Here is a 22,727-nt window from a genome sequence, read left to right on the forward strand (position 1 = left end):
CCTGTCGAAGATGGGCTCGTTCCTGATGATGGGCCTGATCGGCATCGTCATCGCCAGCCTCGTCAACATCTTCGTCGGCTCCAGCGCGCTGCAGTTCGCCATCTCGGTGATCGGCGTGGTCATCTTCACCGGCCTGACCGCCTACGACACCCAGCGCATCAAGGAGGAGTACGCCGAGGGCTACGGCCACGAGGGCAACACCAAGCTCGCCGTCATGGGCGCCCTCTCCCTCTACCTCAACTTCATCAACCTCTTCCAGATGCTCCTCCAGCTCATGGGCAACCGCGAGGAGTAAGGCGGCGCTTCCATCCGGTGCACCGCCTGCCAGAAAGGGCTGGCCGCTTCCCGCGGCCGGCCCTTTTCTTTTTTACGGCTTGCCCGTTGCCGGAGCGGCGTCCGGCTTGGGCGGATACTCCACCGACACGATGTGCAGCGAGTTGTTCGGAAAGGAGCAGGCCGCGTCCGGCGCCGCCTGGGAGGCCGGGTCGAAGGCGTAGGGACGGGGGGAGCGGCCGACGGTCGCCCCGCTCCCCCCTCCAGCCGCCCCGGCCGCCGCCGTCTGCACGCCCGGCCCGGTCACCCGCGACGTCCAGGGCGCTCCGGTGAAGACGCCCGGCGTCGATTCCTCCGCCCACAGCCACAGCACGCGGGTGCCCACCGGCTGCGGCTGCGTGAAGGAGTGCAGCACCCGCTCGCAGGTCTCCCGGTCCATGTTGTGGATCGCCCGTTCGACCACCGTGTTCTCCGTCCGGGGCGTCCATCGCGACAGCAGCAGCGAGCCGAGGGCCACGCTGACCGCCACCCCGCCCAGCGAGCAGGCGACCACCAGCCGGAAACTGCCGTCGTCCTTTGCCATTCCTTGCCTCCGCTGTCGATTGTCCATGCCCCCTCCACCGACACGCCTCACGTTTGTGTTCCGCTCCGCAAGGCCGGCCCGGAACGCCGAAAAGGGGACCACGCGCGTGGTCCCCTTCCGGTCGATCCGCTGAAGCGGAGGTTACGGGCTGACCGCCGCCGTGACCGGACCCCTGCCCTGCTGGGCGGCGAGTTCGGCGTTGCGGGCATGGTGCCGGCGCAACATGGGCCGCAGGACCGCGATGGCGCAGAAGGCCGCGATGAGGTCCATGGTGGCGCAGATGTAGAGCACGGTCGCCCAGGTGCCGGTGGCTTCCATCAGCAGGTTGCCCAGCGGGACCAGCAGGGCCGCGACGCCCTTGGCGCAGTACAGCACGCCGTAGATCTTCGCCGCGTGCTTGGTGCCGAAGGTGTCCGCCGAGGTGGCGCTGAACAGGCTGTACACTTCGCCCCAGGCCAGGAACACCATGCCCGACAGGATCAGGAACATGATCGGGTCGTGGCCGAAGCGGCTGAGCATCAGGATGCCGATGCCTTCGAAGGTGAAGGCGATGAACATGGTCGCTTCACGGCCGATATGGTCGGAGATGAAGCCGAACAGCGGACGGGAGATGCCGTTCATCACGCGGTCGAGCATCAGCGCGAAGGGCAGAGCCGCCATGGTGATGCCGAACAGGCTGATCGGGGCTTCCTTCACGCCCAGATCATGGGCGATCACGCCGAGCTGGGCCACCGCCATCAGACCGCCCGAGACGGTGCAGATGAACATGACCATCATGACCCAGAAGACCGGCGTCTGCAGCGCTTCCTTCAGCGTGTAGTCGCGGCGGGACTGCAGGACCTTGGTCGAGGCCTTCACCTGATCCTTCTGCGGGGCGCGCAGGAAGAAGGCGGCGATGAGGATGATCGTGCCCTGCAGCAGGCCGAACCAGAAGAAGGCCGCCTGATAGCCGGACGAATGGATCATGTTGGCGATCGGCAGAATGGTCAGGGCCGAACCGGCGCCGTAGCCGCCCGCGGTCAGGCCGACGGCGAGGCCGCGCTTGTCCGGAAACCACTTGATGGCGCTGTTGACGCAGGTGGCGTAGACGCAGCCGACGCCGATGCCGCCGATGGCCGAACCGACATAGAGCATGCCGAGCGAACCGGCGTAGCTGTCGATGATCCAGGAGAGGCCGGTCATCACGCCGCCGAAGGCGACGATGACGCGGGGGCCGTAGCGGTCGATGAAGTAGCCTTCGATGGGGGTCAGCCAGGTCTGGACGACGACGAAGACGGTGAAGGCGGTCTGGATCGAAGCGCGGGTCCAGCCATGGGTGGCCTGGATTTCCGGCACGAAGAGCGTCCAGGCGTACTGGATGTTGGCCGCGGCGACCATGCAGACGATGCCGACGACGATCTGCATCCAGCGCGCGCCTTCGGAAATGGGCGCCTGCGAGCCGCCAGGCGGTGCAGCGATGGACTGACTCATTACTCTTCCTCCCCAATGCGGTGATCGAACACTCAACTCAGCCGGGCGGGGCCGATGGTTGTTGTCGCATTGCCTTTCTTTGGGGCTTGCGTGCCCTTCGCATCTTGGCAGGAGCACCACCGCCACCGTTGGGAGAGGCTTGGTGTTCCGCATTCCGTACTTGGTATACCACACAATCAGCGGAACACAACATCCGTTTCAGGAATCACAGCACAATTAGTCCTCGCTGTCGCAACTATCGTTAAAGGTATGCCCTACGAAAAATCAGTATCCCCGGGGCCGGTCTTTCGTACTATGACTTTGAAAAAAGCAAAAAAAGGCCGCGCCAAAGCAGGCGCGGCCTCTGATTGAGTTCGCTTCACTTACGATCACAACAGTGGAGAAGCCGTTACACCAAAAACGGCTGTTCCAATCTTACAGAACTTCAGATCATCAGCAACCTCATAGTCGATCTAATCTGTATGTTCCGTACGAATCGGAAATAAACAATCCGGAGACCCAAATCACACCAAGGCCGTCCGACCTCCTTATCCCCTCTTCTCTCAGTTTACGATCCTGCGCCCCGGTTAATCCCAGGGACCCTCAAAAAAAGTTCGCGCCACGAATCATCAGCCGCCAACGCCATGCCGGGGCCATGCCGCGGCGCACCGGGGCGGTATCCATCGCAGGCTCGGCCGCAGGGAACAGAAAGGACGCTCAACCTGTTGTTGGGGTGTCCGGCCGCCTCCCTGGCTGTCGGCAACGCCATCGCCCGCCAAAAACGGGAGCCGCCATGAGCCGCCACCAATCACGGGATCCGTCACAGGACCCCGTCCGCTTCCCATTCCGCACCGCCGCCGACCAACCCCTGCCCGATCCCGGCGCGAAGCGGCGGGAGATCGCCATGTTCCTGATTTTGGCGGTGGTGATCTGGCCGATCCTGTCGGTCGCCGTCGTCGGCGGCTACGGCTTCCTGGTCTGGATGTCGCAACTCATCATGGGTCCGCCCGGTCCGCCCCCGGTCTGAGGGGTATGACGCCATGGCCGATGAATCGGTCGACTTAGGGCGACGAGGCTTTCTTCGCGGACAGCGCCGCAGCGATCCGGCGCCGTTGCGCCCGCCCTGGTCCCGGACGGAGCGCTTCACCGACCTGTGCACGCGCTGCGGCGCCTGCGCCGACGCCTGCCCGGAGGGCATCATCCGCCGAGGCGACGGCGGCTTTCCCGAGATCGACTTTCAGCGCGGCGAGTGCAGCTTTTGCGCCGCCTGTGCGGAAGCCTGCCCAGAGCCGGTCTTCGACCGAGCCGCCGCCCATCCCTGGACGTTGATGGCGCGGATCGGCCCTTCCTGCCTCGCCATAAAACGCGTTGTCTGTCGAAGCTGCCGCGACGCCTGCCCGGAATCGGCCATCCGCTTCGCCCTGGCGCCGGGCGGCGTGGCGGTTCCCACCGTGGAGGACGTGTCATGCACGGGCTGCGGCGCCTGTCTGGCCGCCTGCCCTGCCGACGCCGTCACCCTGCACCCCGGACCGGAGACCGTCCATGCGCCCTGAAGCCCCGGACCGTCCGGCCGAAGCGCCGGCGGAATGGCACATCGCCTCGATCCTCGTCCATCTGCGGCCCGAGCGCAGCCCTGAGGTGCGGGCCGCCGTCGCCGCGCTGGGCGACGTGGAGATCCATGCGGAGGAGCGGGGCCGGATGGTGGTGACCGTGGAAGGCCCCCACGAGGGCCGCATCGCCGACCGCATGACCGCGATCCACCTGATGCCCGGCGTCATGTCGGCGGTCATGGTCTTCCACCACGCCGAGCCGACGGCGGCCCGGACCTCGGAGGAGGTCGCTACGGCGCAGCGTTGACGCGCCAGATTTCACATTCGTCAAGAAAAAGGGGGGAGGAACCCATGCTTGACCGGCGGGATTTCATCAAGGCGCAGGCGGTCGCGGCCGCCGCCACGGCGGGGGGCATCAGCCTGCCCGCCATGGCCCAGCAATCCATGGTGGCGGGCGAAGACGCCCAGCTCACTTGGTCCAAGGCGCCCTGCCGCTTCTGCGGCACCGGATGCAGCGTCATGGTCGCCACCAAGGACAACCGCGTCGTCGCCACCCACGGCGACATGCAGGCGGAGGTCAACCGCGGCCTGAACTGCGTGAAGGGCTATTTCCTGTCCAAGATCATGTACGGGCAGGACCGGCTGACCCAGCCGCTGCTGCGCATGCGCGACGGCAAGTACCACAAGGACGGGGAGTTCCGCCCGGTGTCCTGGGACGAGGCCTTCGACGAGATGGCCCGCCAATGGAAGCGGGTGCTGAAGGAGAAGGGGCCGGACGCCGTCGGCATGTTCGGGTCCGGCCAATGGACGATCTGGGAGGGCTACGCCGCGTCCAAGCTGATGCGCGCCGGCTTCCGCACCAACAACCTCGACCCCAACGCCCGCCACTGCATGGCGTCGGCTGCCGTGGCCTTCATCCGCACCTTCGGCATGGACGAGCCGATGGGCTGCTACGACGATTTCGAGCACGCCGACGCCTTCGTGCTCTGGGGTTCGAACATGGCGGAGATGCACCCCATCCTGTGGACGCGCATCACCGACCGGCGGCTGGCCCACAACCACGTGAAGGTGGCGGTCCTCTCGACCTTCGAGCACCGCAGCTTCGAACTGGCCGACGTGCCAATGATCTTCGAGCCGGGAACCGATCTGGCCATCCTGAACTTCATCGCCAACCACATCATCCAGACCGGCCGGGTGAACAAGGCGTTCGTCGAGAAGCATTGCAGCTTCCGCCTGGGGCAGAAGGACATCGGCTACGGCCTGCGCCCCGAAAGCGTTCTGGAGGTGCGCGCGGCGAACGCCAAGGACCCGACCGATTCCAAGCCCATGAGCTTCGACGAGTTCGCCACCTTCGTCAGCGACTACACGCTGGATAAGGTGGCGGAGCTGAGCAAGGTGCCGAAGGAGCGGCTGCTGGCGCTCGCCGAGATGTACGCCGACCCGAAGATCAAGGTCATGTCGCTGTGGACCATGGGGTTCAACCAGCACGTCCGTGGCGTGTGGGTGAACCACATGGTCTACAACATTCATCTTCTGACCGGAAAGATCTCGGAGCCGGGTAACAGCCCCTTCTCGCTGACCGGCCAGCCGTCGGCCTGCGGCACGGCGCGCGAGGTCGGCACCTTCGCCCACCGGCTGCCCGCCGACATGCAGGTGACCAACCCCACCCACCGCTCCCACGTCGAGGAGGGCTGGAAGATCCCCAAAGGCCTGCTGCCCGGCAAGATCGGCTATCACGCCGTCCTGCAGGACCGGATGCTGAAGGACGGGAAGCTCAACGCCTACTGGATCATGGTCAACAACAACCTCCAGGCGGCGCCCAACAGCGACAATGAGACCTATCCCGGCTACCGAAACCCGGAGAATTTCATCGTCGTCTCGGACGCCTACCCGACGGTGACCGCCGCCGCCGCCGACCTGATCCTGCCCGCCGCCATGTGGGTGGAGAAGGAGGGCGCCTACGGCAACGCCGAGCGGCGGACCCATTTCTGGCACCAGCTCGTCAACGCGCCGGGCGAGGCGCGGTCTGACCTGTGGCAGCTCATGGAATTCTCCAAGCGCTTCACCACCGACGAGGTGTGGCCGAAGGAGATCCTCGACGCCAACCCCGACTTCCGCGGCAAAAATCTTTTCGACGTGCTGTTCCGCAACGGCAACGTCGACCGCTTCCCCCTGTCGGAGCTGGACCCCGCCTACGAGAACCGGGAGTCGAAGGAGTTCGGCTTCTACGTGCAGAAGGGGCTGTTCGAGGAATACGCCGCCTTCGGGCGCGGCCACGGCCACGATCTGGCGCCCTTCGACACCTATCACGAGGTGCGCGGGCTGCGCTGGCCGGTGGTCGAGGGCAAGGAGACGAAGTGGCGCTACCGGGAGGGGCTCGACCCCTACGTCCCGAAGGGCGAGGGGGTGCGCTTCTACGGGAACCCGGACGGCAAGGCCAACCTGTTCGCCTTCCCCTACGAACCCCCGGCGGAATCGCCCGACAAGGACTTCGACCTGTGGCTGGTCACGGGGCGCGTGCTGGAGCACTGGCACTCCGGCTCCATGACCATGCGGGTACCCGAACTCTACAAGGCCATGCCGATGGCGCTGGTCTACATGCACCCGGACGACGCGAAGGACCGGGGGCTGCGCCGCGGCTCGGAGGTCAAGGTGATGTCGCGGCGCGGCGAGATGCGCACGCGGGTCGAGACGCGCGGGCGCAACCGGCCGCCGCGCGGGGTGGTCTTCGTGCCCTGGTTCGATTCGGCGCGCCTCATCAACAAATGCACGCTCGACGCCACCGACCCGATCAGTAAGCAGACGGACTTCAAGAAGTGCGCCGTCAAGATCGTGGCCGTCTGAGGGAGGACCGCAACCATGCGCCGCCATCTCATGTTCGCGCTGGCCGCGGCCCTGCCCTGCCTCGTGCCGGCACTGCTCGCCGCCCAGGGAACCGGACAGGTCCGGGAGCCCTTCCGCCCGCCGATCCAGTTCACCGACGAGGACCCGGCCCCGCCGATCCCCGCCGACGTCACCGACGACCGGCGGGTCGCCCGCAACTATCCGGAACAGCCGCCGGTCATCCCGCACAACATCCGCGATTATCAGATCAGCCTGAACAACAACCAGTGCCTGACCTGCCACAGCCGGCAGTTCACCGGGGCCACCCAGGCGCCGATGATCAGCATCACCCATTACGTGGACCGCGAGGGCCAGACCTTGGGCGCCGTGGCGCCGCGGCGCTACTTCTGCACGCAGTGCCACGTCCCCCAGACCGTGGCGCAGCCCATCGTCCCGAACACCTTCAAGGACATGGACAGCCTCATCAGCCGCCCGTCGGACGGGGGTGACCGGCGATGAAACTGCCCGATTACCTGCTGCGGCCCTGGCGGATCATCGCGGGGCCGAGCCGCTACCTCAGCCTGGGCTTCCTGACGCTGGGCGGCTTCCTGGCCGGCGTGATGTTCTGGGGCGGCTTCAACACCGCGCTGGAGGTCACCAACACCGAGAAGTTCTGCACGAGCTGCCACGAGATGCGGGACAACGTGTTCGAGGAGCTGAAGACCACCATCCACTTCACCAACCGCTCCGGCGTGCGGGCAACCTGCCCGGACTGCCACGTCCCGCACAACTGGACCGACAAGATCGCCCGCAAGATGCAGGCGTCGAAGGAGGTCTGGGGCAAGATCTTCGGGACCATCGACACGCGCGACAAGTTCGTGGAGAAGCGGCGCGAACTGGCCGAGCATGAATGGGCGCGGCTGAAGGCCAACAATTCCCTGGAATGCCGCAACTGCCACAGCGCGGAATCCATGGACATCACCAAGCAGGGGGCGCGGGCGGCGCGCATCCACCAGCAGTATCTGTTCAGCGGGCAGCGCACCTGCATCGACTGCCACAAGGGCATCGCCCACCGCCTGCCGAACATGGACGGTGTGCCGCCGGGCTGGAGCGAGGCGTCCACCGGTATGGGCAACGAAAGCGATGACCCGCTGGGCCGCTGGCTGGCCGACGCCACACCGGGACCGGCGAACCCGCATTGAGCGGGTGATGAAATCCCCTCTCCCAGGGAGGGAGAGGGGTAAACCAGCGCCGTTACTCGGCCTTGCCGTTGACGGCGTCCTTGAGGGCCTTGCCGGCGGAGAACTTCGGCGCCTTGGAGGCGGCGATCTTGATCTCCGCACCGGTCTGCGGGTTGCGGCCCGTGCGCTCGCCGCGCTCGGCGATCTCGAACTGGCCGAAGCCCGGCAGCTTGACCGTCTCCCCCTTGACCAGCGCGTCCTGCAGGCTCTCCAGAACCGCGTCCAGCGCCTTGCCGGCGTCGGCCTTCGTGCCGCCCAGCTTGCCGGCGATCGCGTCGATGAGATCGGCCTTCGTCATTCCCAAATTCCCCTTGTTCGTGGCGGAACCCCAGCATGTTCCAGGGCTCCAGGCGCCTCTGACGTACCCTGACGGACGGCGGCGCGCAAGATGCTCCCGATCGGAATCGACCGGGCGCGACGCTGTGACCCGCAAAAAGTCGACGATTCCGGCCAATCCGGCGGATTCGTCTATGCCGAACAGGCGAGTCCCGCCCCAACCGACGTCAGCTGACAAAGTCAATTGACCAAGTCAATTGACAAGGGCGGCCTTGACCAGAACGGCGGCGCTTTCCGTGGTATCGCGCTTGTCCAGCTTCTTGGCGACCTCCTCGATCTCGGCCACCGGCATGACCCGGCGGGCCTGCTTGGCCGCGGTGACGAGGCGGCGCTGCGCGAGACGGACCTGATCGCCCAGTTCAGTCAGCGTCTGGTAAGCCTTGCGGCGGGCCTGGGTGTCGATGCTGCCGCTCGTCTCGGTCGCGCGTTCGGTCGCAGCAGCCAGATCCTTGCACGACTGGAGGTACGTGGAGATGGCGTCCGTCAAAAGACGGCGGGCCTCGGTCCGCGGATCGGAGGGGCTGCTGCTCGACGTGGAAAGAGACACTTCACACTGCTCCTTGCTGCTGCGTATGACACACGACTGTAACAGGCCGTGAAAAATGGGCGGAGTGGCGGCCATTGTCCAGCGGCCATGCGCATCCTTTGACCGACTGGACAGGGGAAAGCCGGTTCAGGGCACCTGTTTCTTCTCCAGCTTGCGGGCCAGGGTGCGCCGGTGCATGCCCAGGCGGCGGGCGGTTTCGGAGATGTTGAAGCCGGTCTCCGCCAGGGTTTCGTGGATGCGCTCCCACTCCAGCGTCTTCAGCGAGGTCGCCCGCGCCCCAAGCGCGATGGAGGGATCGCCCTCCGTCCGCTCGAAGGCCGCCTCGATGTCGTCGGTGTTGGAGGGCTTGGCGAGGTAATGGCAGGCGCCCAGCTTGATCGCCTCGACCGCCGTGGCGATGCTGGCGAAGCCGGTCAGGACGACGATCCGCGTCTCCGGGTCGTTGGCGTGCAGTTCCCGCACGCACTCCAGGCCGGAGCCGTTGCCCAGCTTCAGGTCCACCACCGCGTAGGCGAAGGGCACCGTTTCCAGCAGAACCCGCAGCCCGTCCAGGCTGTCGCACCAGTAGACCTGATAGCCCCGGCGCTCGAAGGAACGGCGCAGGACCTTGGCGAAAGCGGCGTCGTCCTCCACCAGCACGAGGGAACGGTCAGTCTCCATGGCTCTCTCCCGCGGACAGGGCGGCGAGCGGCAGGGTCATGGTGACGGAGGCGCCGCCGCCGGGGCGGTTGCGCGCGGCGACCGAGCCGCCCAGCTTGCGCACCACGTTGACCACCAGGAAGAGGCCAAGCCCGCCGCCGGGCCGCCCCTTGCTCGACCGGTAGGGTTTGCCGAATTCCGCCAGCATCCGCTCCTCGAAGCCGGGGCCGGCGTCGTTGACCGTCAGGACGAGGCTGTCCCCCTGCCGCCCGGCGGCGATGCCGACCCAGCCGGGAGACACCTCCAGCGCGTTATCGAGCACGTTGAAGATCACCTGCTTCAGCGCGAGGTCGGAGATGATCCCCTCCCGCGAGCGGACGCTGTTGTCGTAGTCGACGCAGGCCGGGGAGCGGCTGTCCTTCCACTCCGCCACCAGATCGTCCAGGAAGGCGGTCACGGTGGTGCGCAGCGTCCCCTCCCCCCGCGCCTCGCCGGAGGACAGCAGGATGCCCGACACGATGGCCTTGCAGCGGTCGATCTGGTTCTGCATCTCGGCGATGTCCTCGGCCATGTCGGGATCGCCCTTGACCACGGGCATCCGCCGCCAGTCGTTCACGATCACCGACAGCGTGGCGAGCGGGGTCCCCAGCTCATGCGCGGCGCCGGAGGCGAGCAGGCCGAGGCGCACGATGTGGTCCTCCTCCATGGAGCGCTGGCGCAGGTCGGCCAGATGGGCGTCGCGGGCGCGCAGGTTGCGGGTGATCTGGGTGATGAAGGGGACGATCAGGCTGGCCGTCAGCACGAAGCACAGGAACATCCCCTGGATGTGCAGGCCGAGCAGCAGTCCCTCCAGCCCCGGCGGCAGGGCCAGCGGGCGGTAGGCGCCGATCAGCAGCGTGAAGCAGGCCGTGGCGACCAGCACCAGCGCCCAGGCCGACCAAGCCTCCAGCAGCACCGCCCCCAGCGTGATCTGCAGAAGGTAGAGCGAGATGAAGGGGTTGGACGCGCCGCCGCTGAGGTAGAGCTGGACCGTCAGCGCCGACACGTCAATCAGCAGCTCCAGGAAAAGCTGGGTGTTCGACACCGAGGTCTGGCGACGCAGGTGCAGGACGCTGGCGATGTTCAGCGCCACCAGGAACAGGATCACCGCGCCCATCTGGTCGAGCGGCAGGGTGATGCCCATCCGGTAATGCACGATCAGGATCGTGATCACCTGCCCGGCGACGGCGAGCCAGCGCAACTGCACCAGCAGGAACAGATTCTTCTTGTCGGTGGTGTCGCGCACGGAAAACGTCTGGCCCTTCGCCGGCTTCCTTCGGTCCCCTGTTATATGGGCACGATACCCCGGCTTGGCAGCCTTGCCACGGATTCCGGACGGGCTTGATAGCACAAAAAAAGCATGGCGGAAGAGTCCATGAGGGGACTTTTCCACCCGGCGAAAGACCATGAAGAAAAAGAGATTACTTCTTCAACCCCGGCGTCGCCCTTCACTGCGCGCGACATAGAGCGATGCAGCGATCAGCATGAGAGCCAAGGCGAACCACGTCAGCGCATACACGAGGTGGTTGTTCCGGAACTTCAGGACGGTCAACCCGCCGACCGGAAGGCCGCCCGGCGGGCTGGCCTCGGCGTCGATGAAATAGGGGGCCGCCTCCGTCACGCCGCGGGCCGCGGCAATGGCCGCCACGTCGCGCGAGTACCAGCGGTCCTGCGCCGGATCGTTGGAGCGCAGGAAACCGCCCCCCGGCTCCGTCACCCGCAGCAGGCCGGTGACGGTGGTGTCCTGATCGATCAGCCCGTCGGGGCGGCTGTCGGTGCTGCGCCGCTCGGGCGGCACGAAGCCCCGGTTGACGAGCACGGTGAAGCCCCGGTCGGTGCGCAAGGGGGTAAGCACCCAAAAGCCGCCACCCCGCTCGGTCACCGCCTGGACGAGGGTTTCCTTGTCGTTCAGGAAACGCCCGGTGACGCTGACCCGCCGGTATTCCTGGCTGGCCGCCGTGACGGCGGGCCAGTCCTCCGGGCCGGGGGCGGGAACGGGCGCGGCCTGCGCCCGCTCCTCCACCCGCTGGATCAGGTCCAGCTTCCAGAACAGCCGCTCGACCTGCCAGACGCCGAGCGACGTGAAGACGGCGACTCCCGCCAGCGCCAGGACACCGAGAAGGACCAGCCCCCGGCGCGGACGGTGGGTCGCCGTGCCGGTCACGGCAATTGGCTCGGGTCGTGGATCGGCATCATGTTGGTGTTCAGGTGGTACATCACCCACAACGAACCGGCCAGCATGATGACCACGACGATGAGCGTGAAGATCAGCGACAGCATGGTCCACCCGCCTTCCGCACGTCCGTTCATGTGCAGGAAGAAGATCATGTGGACGACGACCTGGACGGCGGCGAGCGCCATGATCGCGATCGCGGTCATGTTCTTGTCCAGGATCGTCCCGTCCATGACCAGCCAGAAGGGAATGACCGTCAGAATCACCGACAGGACGAAGCCGATCAGGTAGCTGCCGAGCGTCCCGTGGGCGCCCTCGTGCTCCCCATGGCCGTGGTCGTGATGCCCGGCCCCATGGTGCCCGGAATGATGTTCGGCGTGAGAACTCATCGCAGCATTCCCATCAGATAGACGAAGGTGAAGACGCCGATCCAGATGACGTCCAGGAAGTGCCAGAACAGGCTGAGGCACATCAGGCGCCGGCGGTTGGCCGGGATCAGGCCGCGCTTGTTGACCTGCACCATCAGCGTCACCAGCCAGACGAGGCCGAAGGTGACGTGCAGGCCGTGGGTGCCGACCAGCGTGAAGAAGGACGACAGGAAGGCGCTGCGCTGCGGGGTCGCTCCGATGTGGATCAGGTGGGCGAACTCGTAGAGTTCGATCGCCAGGAAGGCGGCGCCGAACAGGCCGGTCACCGCCAGCCACAGCTGGGTCTGCGACACCCGCCCCTTCTCCATCGCCAGCATGGCGAAGCCATAGGTGATGGAGGAGAACAGCAGCATGGCGGTGTTCAGCGCCACCAGCGGCAGGTCGAACAGGTCCTTGGGCGACGGCCCGGCGGCGTAGTTGCCGCCGAGCACGCCGTAGGTCGCGAACAGCACCGCGAAGATGAGGCAGTCGCTCATCAGGTAGATCCAGAAGCCCAGCATGGTGCTGGAGCCTTCGGGGTGCGCGTGCTCGTCCACAACGTGGAACACCGGAGCTTGGCTGCGGGGCCGCTCGGCTGTCAGGGTCGTGCTCATGCTTTACACCTGCCCGGAGAGGAGACGGGTCCGCTCGTTCTCGGTCCGCACCACCACGTCCGCCGGGATGTGGAAGTCGCGGTGATAGTTGAAGGTGTGGTGGATGGCCGCCGCCAGCAGGGCGACGAAGCTCACCGCCGCCAGCCACCAGATGTACCAGACCAGGGCGAAGCCGAGGACCACGCTGATCCCGGCCAGGATCACGCCGGTGCCGCTGTTGCTGGGCATGTGGATCGCCTTGTAGCCGCCCAGCGGGCGCTTGTAGCCGCGCTTCTTCATGTCCCACCACGCGTCGTTGTCGTGGATCATCGGCGTGAAGGCGAAGTTGTAGTCCGGCGGCGGCGAGGAGGTCGCCCATTCCAGGGTGCGGCCGTCCCACGGGTCGCCCGTGCGGTCGACCAGCTCACGGCGCTTCCAGACGCTGACGGCGATCTGGAGGAGGAAGGCACCGATGCCCGCCGCGATCAGAACGGCGCCCACCGCGGCGATCTGGAACCAGATCTGGAGCGACGGGTCCTCGAACACGCGCAGGCGGCGGGTGACGCCCATCAGGCCCAGAACATAGAGCGGCATGAAGGCGACCCAGAAGCCGACCACCCAGCACCAGAAGGAGACCTTGCCCCAGAACGGGTCGAGCCGGAAGCCGAAGGCCTTGGGCCACCAGTAGTAGATGCCGGCGAACAGGCCGAACAGCACGCCGCCGATGATGACGTTGTGGAAGTGGGCGATCAGGAACAGGCTGTTGTGCAGGACGAAGTCCGCCGGCGGGACGGCCAGCAGCACGCCCGTCATGCCGCCGACCACGAAGGTCAGCATGAAGGCGACGGTCCACATCATCGGCAGCTCAAAGCGGATGCGGCCGCGGTACATGGTGAACAGCCAGTTGAAGATCTTCGCACCCGTCGGGATCGAGATGATCATCGTCGTGATGCCGAAGAAGGAGTTCACGCTGGCGCCCGACCCCATGGTGAAGAAGTGGTGCAGCCACACCAGGTAGGACAGGATCGTGATGACCACCGTCGCGTAGACCATGGAGGTGTAGCCGAACAGCTTCTTGCCCGAGAAGGTCGAGGTGACTTCGGAGAAGATGCCGAAGACCGGCAGGATCAGGATGTAGACTTCCGGGTGGCCCCAGATCCAGATCAGGTTCACGTACATCATCGGGCTGCCGCCGAGATCGTTCGTGAAGAAATTCGTGCCGACATAGCGGTCCAGCGACAGCAGGACCAGCGTGGCGGTCAGGATCGGGAAGGAGGCGACGATCAGCACGTTGGTGCAGAGCGACGTCCAGGTGAAGACCGGCATCTTCATCATGGTCATGCCGGGGGCGCGCATCTTGACGATCGTGCAGATCAGGTTGATGCCGGACAATGTTGTTCCGACACCGGCGATCTGCAACGCCCAGATGTAATAGTCGACACCCGTCTCAGGGCTGTAGGCGATGTTGGACAGCGGCGGATAGGCCAGCCAGCCGGTGCGCGCGAACTCGCCGACGAACAGCGAGACCATGATCAGCACCGCACCGCCCACCGTCATCCAGAAGCTGAAGTTGTTCAGGAACGGGAAGGACACGTCGCGGGCGCCGATCTGCAGCGGCACCACGTAGTTCATCAGGCCCGTGACGAAGGGCATCGCCACGAAGAAGATCATGATGACGCCGTGGGCGGTGAAGATTTGGTCGTAATGGTGCGCGTTGAGGTAGCCCTCGCTGCCGCCGAAGGCGATGGCCTGCTGGAGGCGCATCATGATGGCGTCGGCGAAACCGCGCAGAAGCATGATCAGGCCCAGCACCATGTACATGATGCCGATGCGCTTGTGGTCGACGGTGGTGAACCACTCCTTCCAGAGATAGCCCCACAACCGGAAATAGCTCAGCGCCGCGACGAGCGCGATGCCGCCCAGCACGACCGCGACGAAGGTCGCGACCACGATGGGCTCGTGATAGGGGAAGGACTCCAGGGTCAGACGCCCGAAGAGCGGGTGGGTGGCGACGGTCGATGTGTCGATCATGGCGGTAGGCCGCTCAGGGATTGGCCGTCAGCCGCGGCCCGAACGCAGGGGCGGGCGCGGAGATCGGCGTGATGGAGGAGCGCGGCAGACCCGCGCCGGAAATCGGAGACTCGTCGGCGGGCGCGTTCAGGACGCCGAGGGACGATTCGACGGCGCGGCCGGTCAGTTCCTCGGTCGAGCAGATGCCCGCCACATAGACCGGCGCCGGGCCGAGAACGGCGGTGCCGCGGCGGGACATCTTGTCGTGCATCAGCGGCATCACGTTGTCGATGCCGGCCAGCCCGAGGCCGCCCTTGGCGTCGATGGCCATCATGTCGTGCATGCACATCTTGCCCGGCTCGACGCACATCCCGACGATGGCCTTGAACAGGCCCGAGTCGACGGCGCCGTAACGGCGCACCGGCTCGTTCTCGCTGGGACGCTCAAGCTGGAGATAGCCGTCGCGGTCAAGCTTGCCGCCGCCCGCCTTGATGTCCGCCACCCACGTGTCGAAGCCGTCGGCGGCCAGACCGTGGAAGGTGAAGCGCATGTGCGAGAAGCCGGCGCCGCTGTAGTTGGCGGAGAAGCCCTTGTAGCTGCCCGGCTCGTTGATGACGGCGTGCAGCTTCGTCTCCATGCCGGCCATGGCGTAGATCTGCCCGGCCAGCGCCGGGATGTAGAAGGAGTTCATCACCGTCGAGGAGGTGATGTTGAAGCGGATCGGCCGATCCACCGGGGCCGCCACCTCGTTCACCGTGGCGATGCCGTATTCCGGGTAGATGAACAGCCACTTCCAGTCGAGCGCCACGACGTTGACGTCGAGCATCTTGGTGTCGGCCGGGACCGGGCGCCCGGCGGCGATGCGGTCGAGCGGGCGATAGGGGTCGAGCAGGTGGGTCGCCATCCAGGTGAGGGCGCCCAGGCAGATGATGATGAGCAGCGGGGCCGCCCAGATCACCAGCTCCAGCTGCGTCGAATGGTCCCAGTCCGGGTCGTACTGGGCCGTGCTATTCGACTGGCGGTAGCGCCACGCGAACAGCACCGTCAGCACCATCACCGGAATGATGATGAGAAGCATCAGGAGGGTGGAAATGGTGATGAGGTTGGCCTGTTGGCTCGCCACGTCGCCGGACGGGCTCATCACCACAAGGTTGCAGCCACTCAAAACCGCCATCAGCGGCAGGAGGGCCAAGGCGCGGAAACGGGTCAAGGCAGGACCTGTCAGCAGGGGTTCGCTTTGGATTTGGGCGAAGAGCTAACCCCCACGGGCCGGGTAGGACATTGGACAATTTGTCCAATGCGCCGCGATTCCGCGCCGCCATTGACGCACATCAAGGCAATGCGTCCATGGGCGTGGCAGAATGCCGTTGCGGTGCCTATTTAATTCCCTCTGACGCAATTGCCAGACGGTGGGGGGACCATGGGATCATCGACCACGGCGACCGAACGGGACGCAAGGCTGGTCAATGCCCGCGACCACCGGGTGAATCCCGGTGAAATCGCGATTGGCGTCATCATCGGACGGACGTCCGAATTCTTCGATTTTTTCGTTTATGCCATCGCTTCGGTGATCGTCTTCCCGAAGCTGGTCTTTCCCTATCTTGACCCACTCACCGGAACGCTGTGGTCCTTCGCGATTTTCGCGCTGGCCTTCGTCGCCCGCCCGGTGGGCAGCATGCTGTTCATGGCCATCGACCGTGCCCACGGACGCGGCGCCAAGCTGACCCTCTCCCTGTTCCTGCTGGGCACCTCGACGGTCGCCATCGCCTTCCTGCCGAGCTACGAGCAGATCGGTGCTGCGGCGATCTGGCTTCTGGCGGCGGCCCGTATCGGCCAGGGTCTGGCGCTGGGCGGCGCCTGGGACGGCCTCGCCTCGCTGCTGGCGCTGAACGCGCCGGAGAACCGCCGCGGCTGGTACGCCATGATTCCGCAGCTCGGCGCCCCCATCGGGCTGATCGTGGCGAGCGCCCTCTTCGCCTATTTCGCCGGCAACCTGTCGGCGGAGGATTTCTTCAGCTGGGGCTGGCGCTATCCGTTCTTCGTGGCCTTCGCCATCAACGTGGTCGCGCTGTTCGCGCGGCTGCGCATCGTGGTGACGCCGGAATACACCCACCTGTTCGAAAGCCGTGAGCTTCAGCCGGTCCCGGTGACCGAGATGCTGCGCAACGAGGGCATGCGCGTCGTGCTGGGCGCCTTCGCCCCGCTGGCCAGTTTCGCGCTGTTCCACATGGTCACCGTCTTCCCACTGTCCTGGATCTTCCTCTACACCCAGGACACGCCGGCGGACTTCCTGCTGATCGAGGTGGTCGCTGGTTTCTTCGGGCTGGGGGCCATCATCGCCTCCGGCTGGATCGCCGACCGCATCGGCCGCCGCACCCTGCTGGGAAGCTGCGCCGCCGCCATCGCCGTGTTCAGCGGCGTGGCGCCGCTGCTGCTGAACGGCGGGCCGCTGGGCGAGCTGGTCTTCATGATCGTCGGCTTCGTCATCCTGGGCCTGTCCTTCGGCCAGTCGTCGGGCGTGGTCACGTCGGGCTTCACCCAGCGCTACCGCTACACCGGTGCGGCCATCACCTCGGACCTCGCCTGGCTGTTCGGGGCGGGCTTCGCGCCGCTGGTGGCGCTGGTGCTGTCCGCCAACTACGGCCTGTTCTCGGCCGGCGCCTACCTGCTGTCGGGCGCGGTCTGCACGTTGCTGGCCCTGTGGCTCAACAAAACGCTGGCCAAGTAACCTGAACGAGCGTCGGGAACCGGACCGGCCTCATCCTTGCGGGATGCGGCGGTCCGGTTCCATCCTTTCATGAGTAAGGCGCGTAATGACGACAGCCGGCGCTTCGCAGCGCTCATGATGCGGCAGGCAATCGCCGGTCAATCGTCAATGTCGTTCAGGATGTCGGCAATGGGGCGGTCGTCCAGGAGGCCGTTTTTGCAGTCGTCGACGCCCACCAGGATGGCGCGCCGAAGCTTCCTCAGCTTTTCACGCTCGACCGCCTTTTCCCGATGAAGCCGGCGAAGCGCCTCGGACGGGCCGCTGTTCATGGTTGGCATGGACCACTTCCTTCTTCCGAAGGACATCTCGGAACGATTGACAATCTTTGTCAAGACGCCCGGAACTCTCCGAAATTGCCCACTCGAACGCGCTTTGATACCCGGCGGCGGTACGCCGGAATCCCATGCGGCGGCTACCCCCGACTTTAATCGTCGTTAAGAGATCGGCGCGCATCCTGCCCTTACACACAGATCGGCAGGTCATCATGTCCCAGTACAATCCCGCTGTCGGCACCACCGAGACCGTTTCCTTCCCGCTCCCCCTCACCGCTCCAGCCCCCGCCAAGAAGCTGCGCGGCCTGCCGCTGGTCGCCCTGTGGGGCGGGCTGATCGCCGCTCCCTGGATCGTCCTTTACCACGCTGCCAAGCTGGTGTTCTGAGACCGGCGATCTCAGGCCGCCAGTTCGGCCATGATCTCCGGCACCTGGGCCAGCAGCTCGCGGGCCAGGAAGCCCAGCGGCCCGCGGCGGGCCAGACGATTGCCCGCCTCGCCATGCAGATGAACGCCCCAGATCGCGGCCTGGGCCGGGTCGGCGCCCCGCGCGGCCAGCCCGGCGATGACGCCCGCCAGCGTGTCGCCCGACCCCGAGGTGGCGAGGCCGACATTGCCGCCGTCGTACGACCACATCCGCCCGCCCGGCGTGGCGATGTGGGTGCAGGCGCCCTTCAGCACGACGATCACCTTGTGACGGTCGGCGACCCGGCGGGCCGCGGCGGGCGGATCGGCCTCCACCTCCTCCCGGCTGACTCCGGACAGGCCGGCCATTTCGCCGGCATGCGGCGTGATGATCGTCCGTCCGCCGCGGCGACACAGCGCCGCGTTGGCGTTGTCCAGGCCCATCAACGCCTCGGCGTCGATGACCAGAACGGGGCCACCCTCTCCGTCCAGCCCGGCGATCAGCGCGCCGGTCAGGTCGGCGACCGCCCGCTTGTCCATCATCCCGGGACCGATCAGCACCGCGGTGCAGCGGGCCGCCCGCTCGCACAGCGTGTCCACACAGTCGGGGACAATGCCGCCCTCCGCCGTCTCACGCAGGCCGAGCACCAGCGCCTCCGGCACGGCGAGCCCGAGATGCGGGGCCACGCTGCGGCAGGTCGCCATCTGAAGCTTGCCCGCCCCGGCGCGCAACGCCGCCGTCCCGGCCAGCAGCAGGGCGCCCGGCACCTCCACGCTGCCGCCGATGACCAGCACCCGGCCCCGTCCGTCCTTGTCGGCACCGTCGCCGGGGTGCGGAAGCGGCATGGACCGCAGCAGGTCGCGGGTGACCGGGATCGAGTCGTTCATCGGAAAATCGTTCATCGGACGGCGCTCATCGGACAGCCGTATTGGCGTCGGGTTCGGCGGTCAACGGCGCTCCGGCCACCTCCAGCGGGGCGACGAAGTTGTAACGGCGAAGCTGCATCCGCCCGCTGTGTCCCTGGGCGGGATCGAAGGCGTATTCGGTGACCCCGCAATTCGCCACGTCGCCCTCGCGGTCGATGGCGAGGATCTGTTCCTCCGTCATGCCTTCCAGCAGATAGCGCAGACACAGCACGACGACCTGATGGCTGACCACCAGCACGCGCTGCCCGCCATGATGCAGGCTGATGGTGTCGAGCGCGCTGCGCAGCCGCAGGATCACGTCGCACCAGCTCTCCCCGGCGGGCGGGCGGAAGTAGAATTTGCCGAGGAGACGGCGAAACTCCGCCTGCTCGGGGTGCTCCTGCGCGATTCCGACGGCGGTCAGCCGGTCGAGGATGCCGAACTCCTTCTCGCGCAGCCGCTCGTCCACCACGAACTCCGTGGGCTCGACCGGCAGGCCGCCCCCGGCGTGGATGATCTCCGCCGTCCGTCTGGCGCGCCGATAGGGGGAGGTCAGCACCACGTCGGGCCGCTCGCCCTGCGGCAGCGCGGCGAACCAGCGCGCCAGCGCTTCGGACTGCTGCTCCCCCTGGCGGCTGAGCGGCACGTCCACGTCGCGCTCCGCGATGTCGATCCGCCCAAGCCCGGCGGCGTAGGCGGCATCGCGCGCGACATTCCCGGCGCTCTCCCCGTGACGGACGACCCAGAGCCTCTGCGGCCAGCGCTGCTGCATGGTGAACGACCCTTTCCCGCCTCAACCAAGGCTTTCAACGGGAAAAAGGCCGTTCCGTCACGCAGCGGCGCGTCTTTGCGCGATCAGGCCGTCCGGCGCTCGAAGATGCGTTCGGCTGTGGACTTGCCGGGGCGCCATGGCACGATGCTGATGGGAGCCGCCGGGTCGAGGCTGCCGTTCGCCCGCAGACAGTCGATGGCGGCCAGCGGCTCGTCCCCATGGGGCAGGCCGGGCTGTTCGAGCAGATACCGGCGGTGGTTGTCGGTCACCGCCCAACCCGGCGGACGGCCCAGCGGGCTGGTGGCGACCACGCCGATGGGCTCGGAAACGAGCCACGCCTCGTCCGTGACGCTCCAGCCGACGAGGCGGCGTTCGCCGGGACCCGTCCCGGCACCGCCCGTCCCGGCACCGATGTCGAGCCAGGCCCACTGGCGCAGGCGGGTGGTGCGGTCACCATCGACGCATACGAACATGATCCCATCCTCTCCCGTCAAAAACCGGTCAGGCGGTTATTGTTCTTCTTTTGTTCCGAGTCCGCAAGCGGATTCCGCAGGCGGTTTCCACAGGCGTTCAGTCCGGATCTCCATGGACGTCCCTGTAGAAGACGTGAGTGCCGCGGCCCGCCTGCTTGGCCCGGTACATCGCGCCGTCCGCGGCCACCAGCAGACTGCGCGCGTCCGCCCCGTCGACGGGGAACAGGGCGATGCCGACGCTGGCGCCGATCACGGCGGTCATTCCCTGCACCGGGATGGGCAGCGCCACCGCCTCCACGATCTTGGCGGCCACGCCCCCGGCGTCCGCGGCGAAGGTCACATCCTCCAGCACGATGGTAAACTCGTCGCCGCCGACGCGGGCCACCGTGTCGCTGCGGCGCAGGCAGCCGGCGATCCGCGCGGCGGCGATGCGCAGCACCTCGTCGCCGCAATCATGGCCCATCCGGTCGTTGACCGCCTTGAACCCGTCGAGGTCGATGAAGAGCAGGGCCAAGGGTCGCCCGGACCGCCGCGACCGCGCCAGCGCCACGTCCAGCCGGTCGAAGAGGAGGCGGCGGTTGGGCAGGCCGGTCAGAGCGTCGTGGTTGGCGAGATGGTCCTTCTCCGCCTCGCTCCGCCGCAGATCCTCCTCGGCGGCCTTGCGCAGCGTGATGTCGCGGCCGACTCCGACCAGCCCGAGAAGCTCGTTGCCGGCGTCGCGAATCGGCGCCTTCAGGATCTCCACCCAGATCCGCCCGCCATCGGGCAGCGGGATGCTCTCCTCGTTGCGCCGCGGCTGGTCCTCGGCATAGACCGAGGCGTCGCCCGCGCGGATGCCATCGGCCATCTCGGAGGGCCAGATCTCATGGCTGCCCAGCCCGATCAACTGCTCCAGCGGACGCCCGGTCCAGGAGGCGAAGGCACGGTTGGCCTTGCGCAGAACCCCGTCCCGGTCCTTGAAGAAGACGGCGTCGGGGATGGTGTCGATGATCCCCTGCAACAGGGCGTGCTGCCGCAGGAGCTGCTTCTCCGTCTGCCGCCGCTCGGTGATGTCACGGGCGATGCCGACGACGCCCAGCATCTTGCCGCTGCGGTCGAGGCAGACGGCCTTGGCCGTTTCCATCAGCACGCGGCGCCCGTCCGGGTGGACGAACCACTCCTCGCTGCGGGAAAAGCCCTTCTGCATGGCGATCTGGTCGGTGCGCCGCCGCCGCGCCGCCGTCTCCGCGTCGAACAGCCGATGGTCGGTCAACCCCAGCGGCGGGCGCCCCGCATAGTCGAGCATCGCCCGGTTGACCTTGAGGTAGGTGCCGTTCACGTCCTTGAAGAAGACGATGTCCGGCATCGAGTCGATCAGGCTTTGCAGCATGGCGCGCTCGCGGTCGAGCGCCTCGGTGTCGGTGCCGCCAGGGAGCCGATCGGCCGATGGAGTGGCGAGTTGCGCCTCGTGCAGGATGCCAAGGCGCCCGTCCGGCAGCGCCATGCCGCTGCGGCGCACCCAGGCGGTGACCGGACGCCCCTTGGGGTAGAAGGTCCAGCGTCCCGCCACCGATTCCCCTTCGGCCTGCGGCGCCCCCTCCGGCTGGCTGCCGAAATCGCGGGCCTGGAAGTCGGCGAGCGACGCGGCGTTCCACAGCTCCAGGGCGGCGCGGTTGCCCCAGACCATCCTCCTGTGGCCGCCGTCATGCAGCCAGACCGGCGCCCACAGCCCGTCGAGCAGGGGCAGATCGGCAACGGCCATTGGGGCCGTCGTTGGAACCGTCGTCGGGCGGCCCGCCGGCGCGCGCGACTCACCGCCGGGAACGCCGTCCCCAGACTGGTTCTGATCTGCCTCATGATCCATGGTGGTCGTCGCCGCCTCGGCACGAAGAATGCACCGGACGGCTTTCTAGCATAATTCGAGGCAATCTTCTCCTGCTACCGCGAGACGCCGCGCAGGATCACCTCGACGCGCATCTGCCTCCGTTCGTCAGCCGCCTTCAGCTCGGGAAAGGCGAAGGCCAGCGGGTGGTAAGCCCGCGCGCGGATGTCGTAGCTGAACTCCTCCTCCCCGTCGCGCAGGACGGCCAACCCGGCGTTGGAGGGGCCGACCTCGATGACGGCGCGGCGTCTTTGTCCACACAACGGATCAATCCGGGGATCAATCCGGCCGGAGTTTCCATAAGAAGGCCGCGCTCATGCTTCCGGCGACCGGCGCCGCGGTCCGTCACGCCGAACGCTCGTCCCTCCGCCGCTCCGAGCGCAAACGCCGCCGCAGGACCAGCGCGTACCAGGCCAGCAGGGCGGTGGTGAGCAGCGACAGGGTGAAGGACACGCCGTCCGGCCGCAGGCCGTAGCCCGTGGCGCCGCCGAACAGCGTCACCGAGCTGTCCCAGAGATAGGCGAGCAGCAGGATCAGCGTGTTGGTCCCCGACAGGCCGGTGGCGAGATAAAGCACAAGATGCATCCGTTGCCTCCCGAAGGGTCCTGTC

27 protein-coding genes are annotated in these 22,727 nt (G+C 66.8%); 9 read left to right on the top strand and 18 right to left on the bottom strand.

Annotation, left to right across the window (positions count from 1 at the left end; all coding sequences use genetic code 11):
- Positions 1 to 295, top strand: a 295-nt coding sequence (locus ACFPMG_RS27895) for a Bax inhibitor-1/YccA family protein (protein WP_376998456.1), incomplete at its 5' end; no start/stop codon positions are given.
- Between the two features lie 72 nt (positions 296 to 367).
- On the opposite strand, the gene ACFPMG_RS27900 is transcribed toward ACFPMG_RS27895, so the two are convergent.
- Together ACFPMG_RS27900 and oxlT are read right to left on the bottom strand one after the other, a co-directional pair.
- Positions 368 to 856, bottom strand: a complete 489-nt coding sequence (locus ACFPMG_RS27900; protein ID WP_376998457.1) for a hypothetical protein — start codon at positions 854 to 856, stop codon at positions 368 to 370.
- A 141-nt stretch (positions 857 to 997) separates the two neighbouring features.
- Positions 998 to 2,326 carry an oxalate/formate MFS antiporter gene (gene oxlT / locus ACFPMG_RS27905; protein ID WP_376998458.1) on the bottom strand — a complete coding sequence of 443 codons (1,329 nt, stop codon included), beginning with the start codon at positions 2,324 to 2,326 and terminating at the stop codon, positions 998 to 1,000.
- Between the two features lie 772 nt (positions 2,327 to 3,098).
- On the opposite strand from oxlT, the gene napE reads away from it, so the two are divergent.
- The 6 genes from napE to ACFPMG_RS27935 are packed head-to-tail and all read left to right on the top strand — an operon-like array spanning position 3,099 to position 7,880.
- Positions 3,099 to 3,332, top strand: a complete 234-nt coding sequence (napE, locus tag ACFPMG_RS27910) for a periplasmic nitrate reductase, NapE protein (RefSeq protein ID WP_376998459.1) — start codon at positions 3,099 to 3,101, stop codon at positions 3,330 to 3,332.
- Positions 3,333 to 3,345: 13 nt separating this feature from the next.
- The gene (gene napF, locus ACFPMG_RS27915; RefSeq protein WP_376998460.1) at positions 3,346 to 3,858 is read left to right on the top strand and encodes a ferredoxin-type protein NapF; all 513 of its coding nucleotides are present in this window, start codon (positions 3,346 to 3,348) and stop codon (positions 3,856 to 3,858) included.
- Positions 3,848 to 4,162, top strand: a complete 315-nt coding sequence (locus ACFPMG_RS27920) for a chaperone NapD (protein ID WP_376998461.1) — start codon at positions 3,848 to 3,850, stop codon at positions 4,160 to 4,162. The genes napF and ACFPMG_RS27920 overlap by 11 nt, the downstream gene beginning before the upstream one ends.
- A 44-nt stretch (positions 4,163 to 4,206) precedes the next feature.
- Complete coding sequence (napA, locus tag ACFPMG_RS27925; protein ID WP_376998462.1) at positions 4,207 to 6,699, top strand: periplasmic nitrate reductase subunit alpha; 2,493 nt, start codon at positions 4,207 to 4,209, stop codon at positions 6,697 to 6,699.
- Between the two features lie 15 nt (positions 6,700 to 6,714).
- Positions 6,715 to 7,197: a nitrate reductase cytochrome c-type subunit gene (locus ACFPMG_RS27930; protein WP_376998463.1), complete on the top strand. Its 483-nt coding sequence runs from the start codon at positions 6,715 to 6,717 to the stop codon at positions 7,195 to 7,197.
- Complete coding sequence (locus ACFPMG_RS27935) at positions 7,194 to 7,880, top strand: cytochrome c3 family protein (protein ID WP_376998464.1); 687 nt, start codon at positions 7,194 to 7,196, stop codon at positions 7,878 to 7,880. Before ACFPMG_RS27930 ends, ACFPMG_RS27935 begins: the two co-directional genes overlap by 4 nt.
- A 52-nt stretch (positions 7,881 to 7,932) precedes the next feature.
- Here the strand turns inward: ACFPMG_RS27935 and ACFPMG_RS27940 are convergent, their stop codons facing one another.
- From ACFPMG_RS27940 to cyoA, 9 genes are all read right to left on the bottom strand, one after another.
- Positions 7,933 to 8,217 (bottom strand): HU family DNA-binding protein, encoded by a 285-nt coding sequence (locus ACFPMG_RS27940; RefSeq protein WP_014241890.1) that lies wholly within the window; start codon positions 8,215 to 8,217, stop codon positions 7,933 to 7,935.
- A 231-nt stretch (positions 8,218 to 8,448) separates the two neighbouring features.
- A complete protein-coding gene (locus ACFPMG_RS27945) occupies positions 8,449 to 8,802 on the bottom strand; it encodes a hypothetical protein (protein WP_014241891.1) in 354 nt (117 codons plus the stop codon).
- A gap of 126 nt (positions 8,803 to 8,928) precedes the next feature.
- Positions 8,929 to 9,462, bottom strand: a complete 534-nt coding sequence (locus ACFPMG_RS27950) for a response regulator transcription factor (RefSeq protein WP_376998465.1) — start codon at positions 9,460 to 9,462, stop codon at positions 8,929 to 8,931.
- On the bottom strand, positions 9,452 to 10,726 hold the full coding sequence (locus tag ACFPMG_RS27955) for an ATP-binding protein (protein WP_376998466.1): 1,275 nt from the start codon (positions 10,724 to 10,726) through the stop codon (positions 9,452 to 9,454). Before ACFPMG_RS27955 ends, ACFPMG_RS27950 begins: the two co-directional genes overlap by 11 nt.
- A gap of 183 nt (positions 10,727 to 10,909) precedes the next feature.
- The gene (locus ACFPMG_RS27960) at positions 10,910 to 11,644 is read right to left on the bottom strand and encodes an SURF1 family protein (RefSeq protein WP_376998467.1); all 735 of its coding nucleotides are present in this window, start codon (positions 11,642 to 11,644) and stop codon (positions 10,910 to 10,912) included.
- On the bottom strand, positions 11,641 to 12,042 hold the full coding sequence (cyoD, locus tag ACFPMG_RS27965) for a cytochrome o ubiquinol oxidase subunit IV (RefSeq protein WP_376998468.1): 402 nt from the start codon (positions 12,040 to 12,042) through the stop codon (positions 11,641 to 11,643). Before cyoD ends, ACFPMG_RS27960 begins: the two co-directional genes overlap by 4 nt.
- The gene (cyoC, locus tag ACFPMG_RS27970; RefSeq protein WP_137142117.1) at positions 12,039 to 12,674 is read right to left on the bottom strand and encodes a cytochrome o ubiquinol oxidase subunit III; all 636 of its coding nucleotides are present in this window, start codon (positions 12,672 to 12,674) and stop codon (positions 12,039 to 12,041) included. Before cyoC ends, cyoD begins: the two co-directional genes overlap by 4 nt.
- A gap of 3 nt (positions 12,675 to 12,677) precedes the next feature.
- Positions 12,678 to 14,684, bottom strand: coding sequence for a cytochrome o ubiquinol oxidase subunit I (gene cyoB / locus ACFPMG_RS27975; protein ID WP_188260541.1), 2,007 nt, complete (start codon positions 14,682 to 14,684; stop codon positions 12,678 to 12,680).
- 13 nt (positions 14,685 to 14,697) lie between these two features.
- The gene (gene cyoA / locus ACFPMG_RS27980; RefSeq protein WP_376998469.1) at positions 14,698 to 15,873 is read right to left on the bottom strand and encodes a ubiquinol oxidase subunit II; all 1,176 of its coding nucleotides are present in this window, start codon (positions 15,871 to 15,873) and stop codon (positions 14,698 to 14,700) included.
- A gap of 210 nt (positions 15,874 to 16,083) precedes the next feature.
- Between cyoA and ACFPMG_RS27985 the strand changes: the two genes are divergently transcribed.
- Positions 16,084 to 17,391 (top strand): MFS transporter, encoded by a 1,308-nt coding sequence (locus tag ACFPMG_RS27985; RefSeq protein ID WP_376998470.1) that lies wholly within the window; start codon positions 16,084 to 16,086, stop codon positions 17,389 to 17,391.
- Between the two features lie 137 nt (positions 17,392 to 17,528).
- Here ACFPMG_RS27985 and ACFPMG_RS27990 read toward each other — a convergent pair whose 3' ends face one another.
- Entirely contained in the window at positions 17,529 to 17,708 is a 180-nt protein-coding gene (locus ACFPMG_RS27990; RefSeq protein ID WP_376998471.1) for a hypothetical protein, read from the bottom strand.
- A gap of 206 nt (positions 17,709 to 17,914) precedes the next feature.
- On the opposite strand from ACFPMG_RS27990, the gene ACFPMG_RS27995 reads away from it, so the two are divergent.
- Positions 17,915 to 18,088, top strand: coding sequence for a hypothetical protein (locus ACFPMG_RS27995; protein WP_376998472.1), 174 nt, complete (start codon positions 17,915 to 17,917; stop codon positions 18,086 to 18,088).
- Between the two features lie 11 nt (positions 18,089 to 18,099).
- Here the strand turns inward: ACFPMG_RS27995 and ACFPMG_RS28000 are convergent, their stop codons facing one another.
- The 6 genes from ACFPMG_RS28000 to ACFPMG_RS28025 all read right to left on the bottom strand — a co-directional run bounded on the left by ACFPMG_RS28000 (position 18,100) and on the right by ACFPMG_RS28025 (position 22,702).
- Complete coding sequence (locus ACFPMG_RS28000; RefSeq protein WP_376998473.1) at positions 18,100 to 19,008, bottom strand: NAD(P)H-hydrate dehydratase; 909 nt, start codon at positions 19,006 to 19,008, stop codon at positions 18,100 to 18,102.
- Between the two features lie 10 nt (positions 19,009 to 19,018).
- On the bottom strand, positions 19,019 to 19,783 hold the full coding sequence (locus tag ACFPMG_RS28005) for a histidine phosphatase family protein (RefSeq protein WP_376998474.1): 765 nt from the start codon (positions 19,781 to 19,783) through the stop codon (positions 19,019 to 19,021).
- Between the two features lie 83 nt (positions 19,784 to 19,866).
- Positions 19,867 to 20,256, bottom strand: coding sequence for a hypothetical protein (locus tag ACFPMG_RS28010; protein WP_376998475.1), 390 nt, complete (start codon positions 20,254 to 20,256; stop codon positions 19,867 to 19,869).
- Between the two features lie 97 nt (positions 20,257 to 20,353).
- On the bottom strand, positions 20,354 to 21,997 hold the full coding sequence (locus ACFPMG_RS28015) for a diguanylate cyclase domain-containing protein (RefSeq protein WP_376998476.1): 1,644 nt from the start codon (positions 21,995 to 21,997) through the stop codon (positions 20,354 to 20,356).
- A gap of 176 nt (positions 21,998 to 22,173) precedes the next feature.
- The gene (locus tag ACFPMG_RS28020) at positions 22,174 to 22,380 is read right to left on the bottom strand and encodes a hypothetical protein (protein ID WP_376998477.1); all 207 of its coding nucleotides are present in this window, start codon (positions 22,378 to 22,380) and stop codon (positions 22,174 to 22,176) included.
- Between the two features lie 82 nt (positions 22,381 to 22,462).
- Entirely contained in the window at positions 22,463 to 22,702 is a 240-nt protein-coding gene (locus tag ACFPMG_RS28025) for a hypothetical protein (RefSeq protein ID WP_376998478.1), read from the bottom strand.
- Positions 22,703 to 22,727 lie beyond the last annotated feature (25 nt).

It is taken from the genome of Azospirillum himalayense, from assembly GCF_042657465.1.
GTDB classification, from domain to species: domain Bacteria; phylum Pseudomonadota; class Alphaproteobacteria; order Azospirillales; family Azospirillaceae; genus Azospirillum; species Azospirillum himalayense.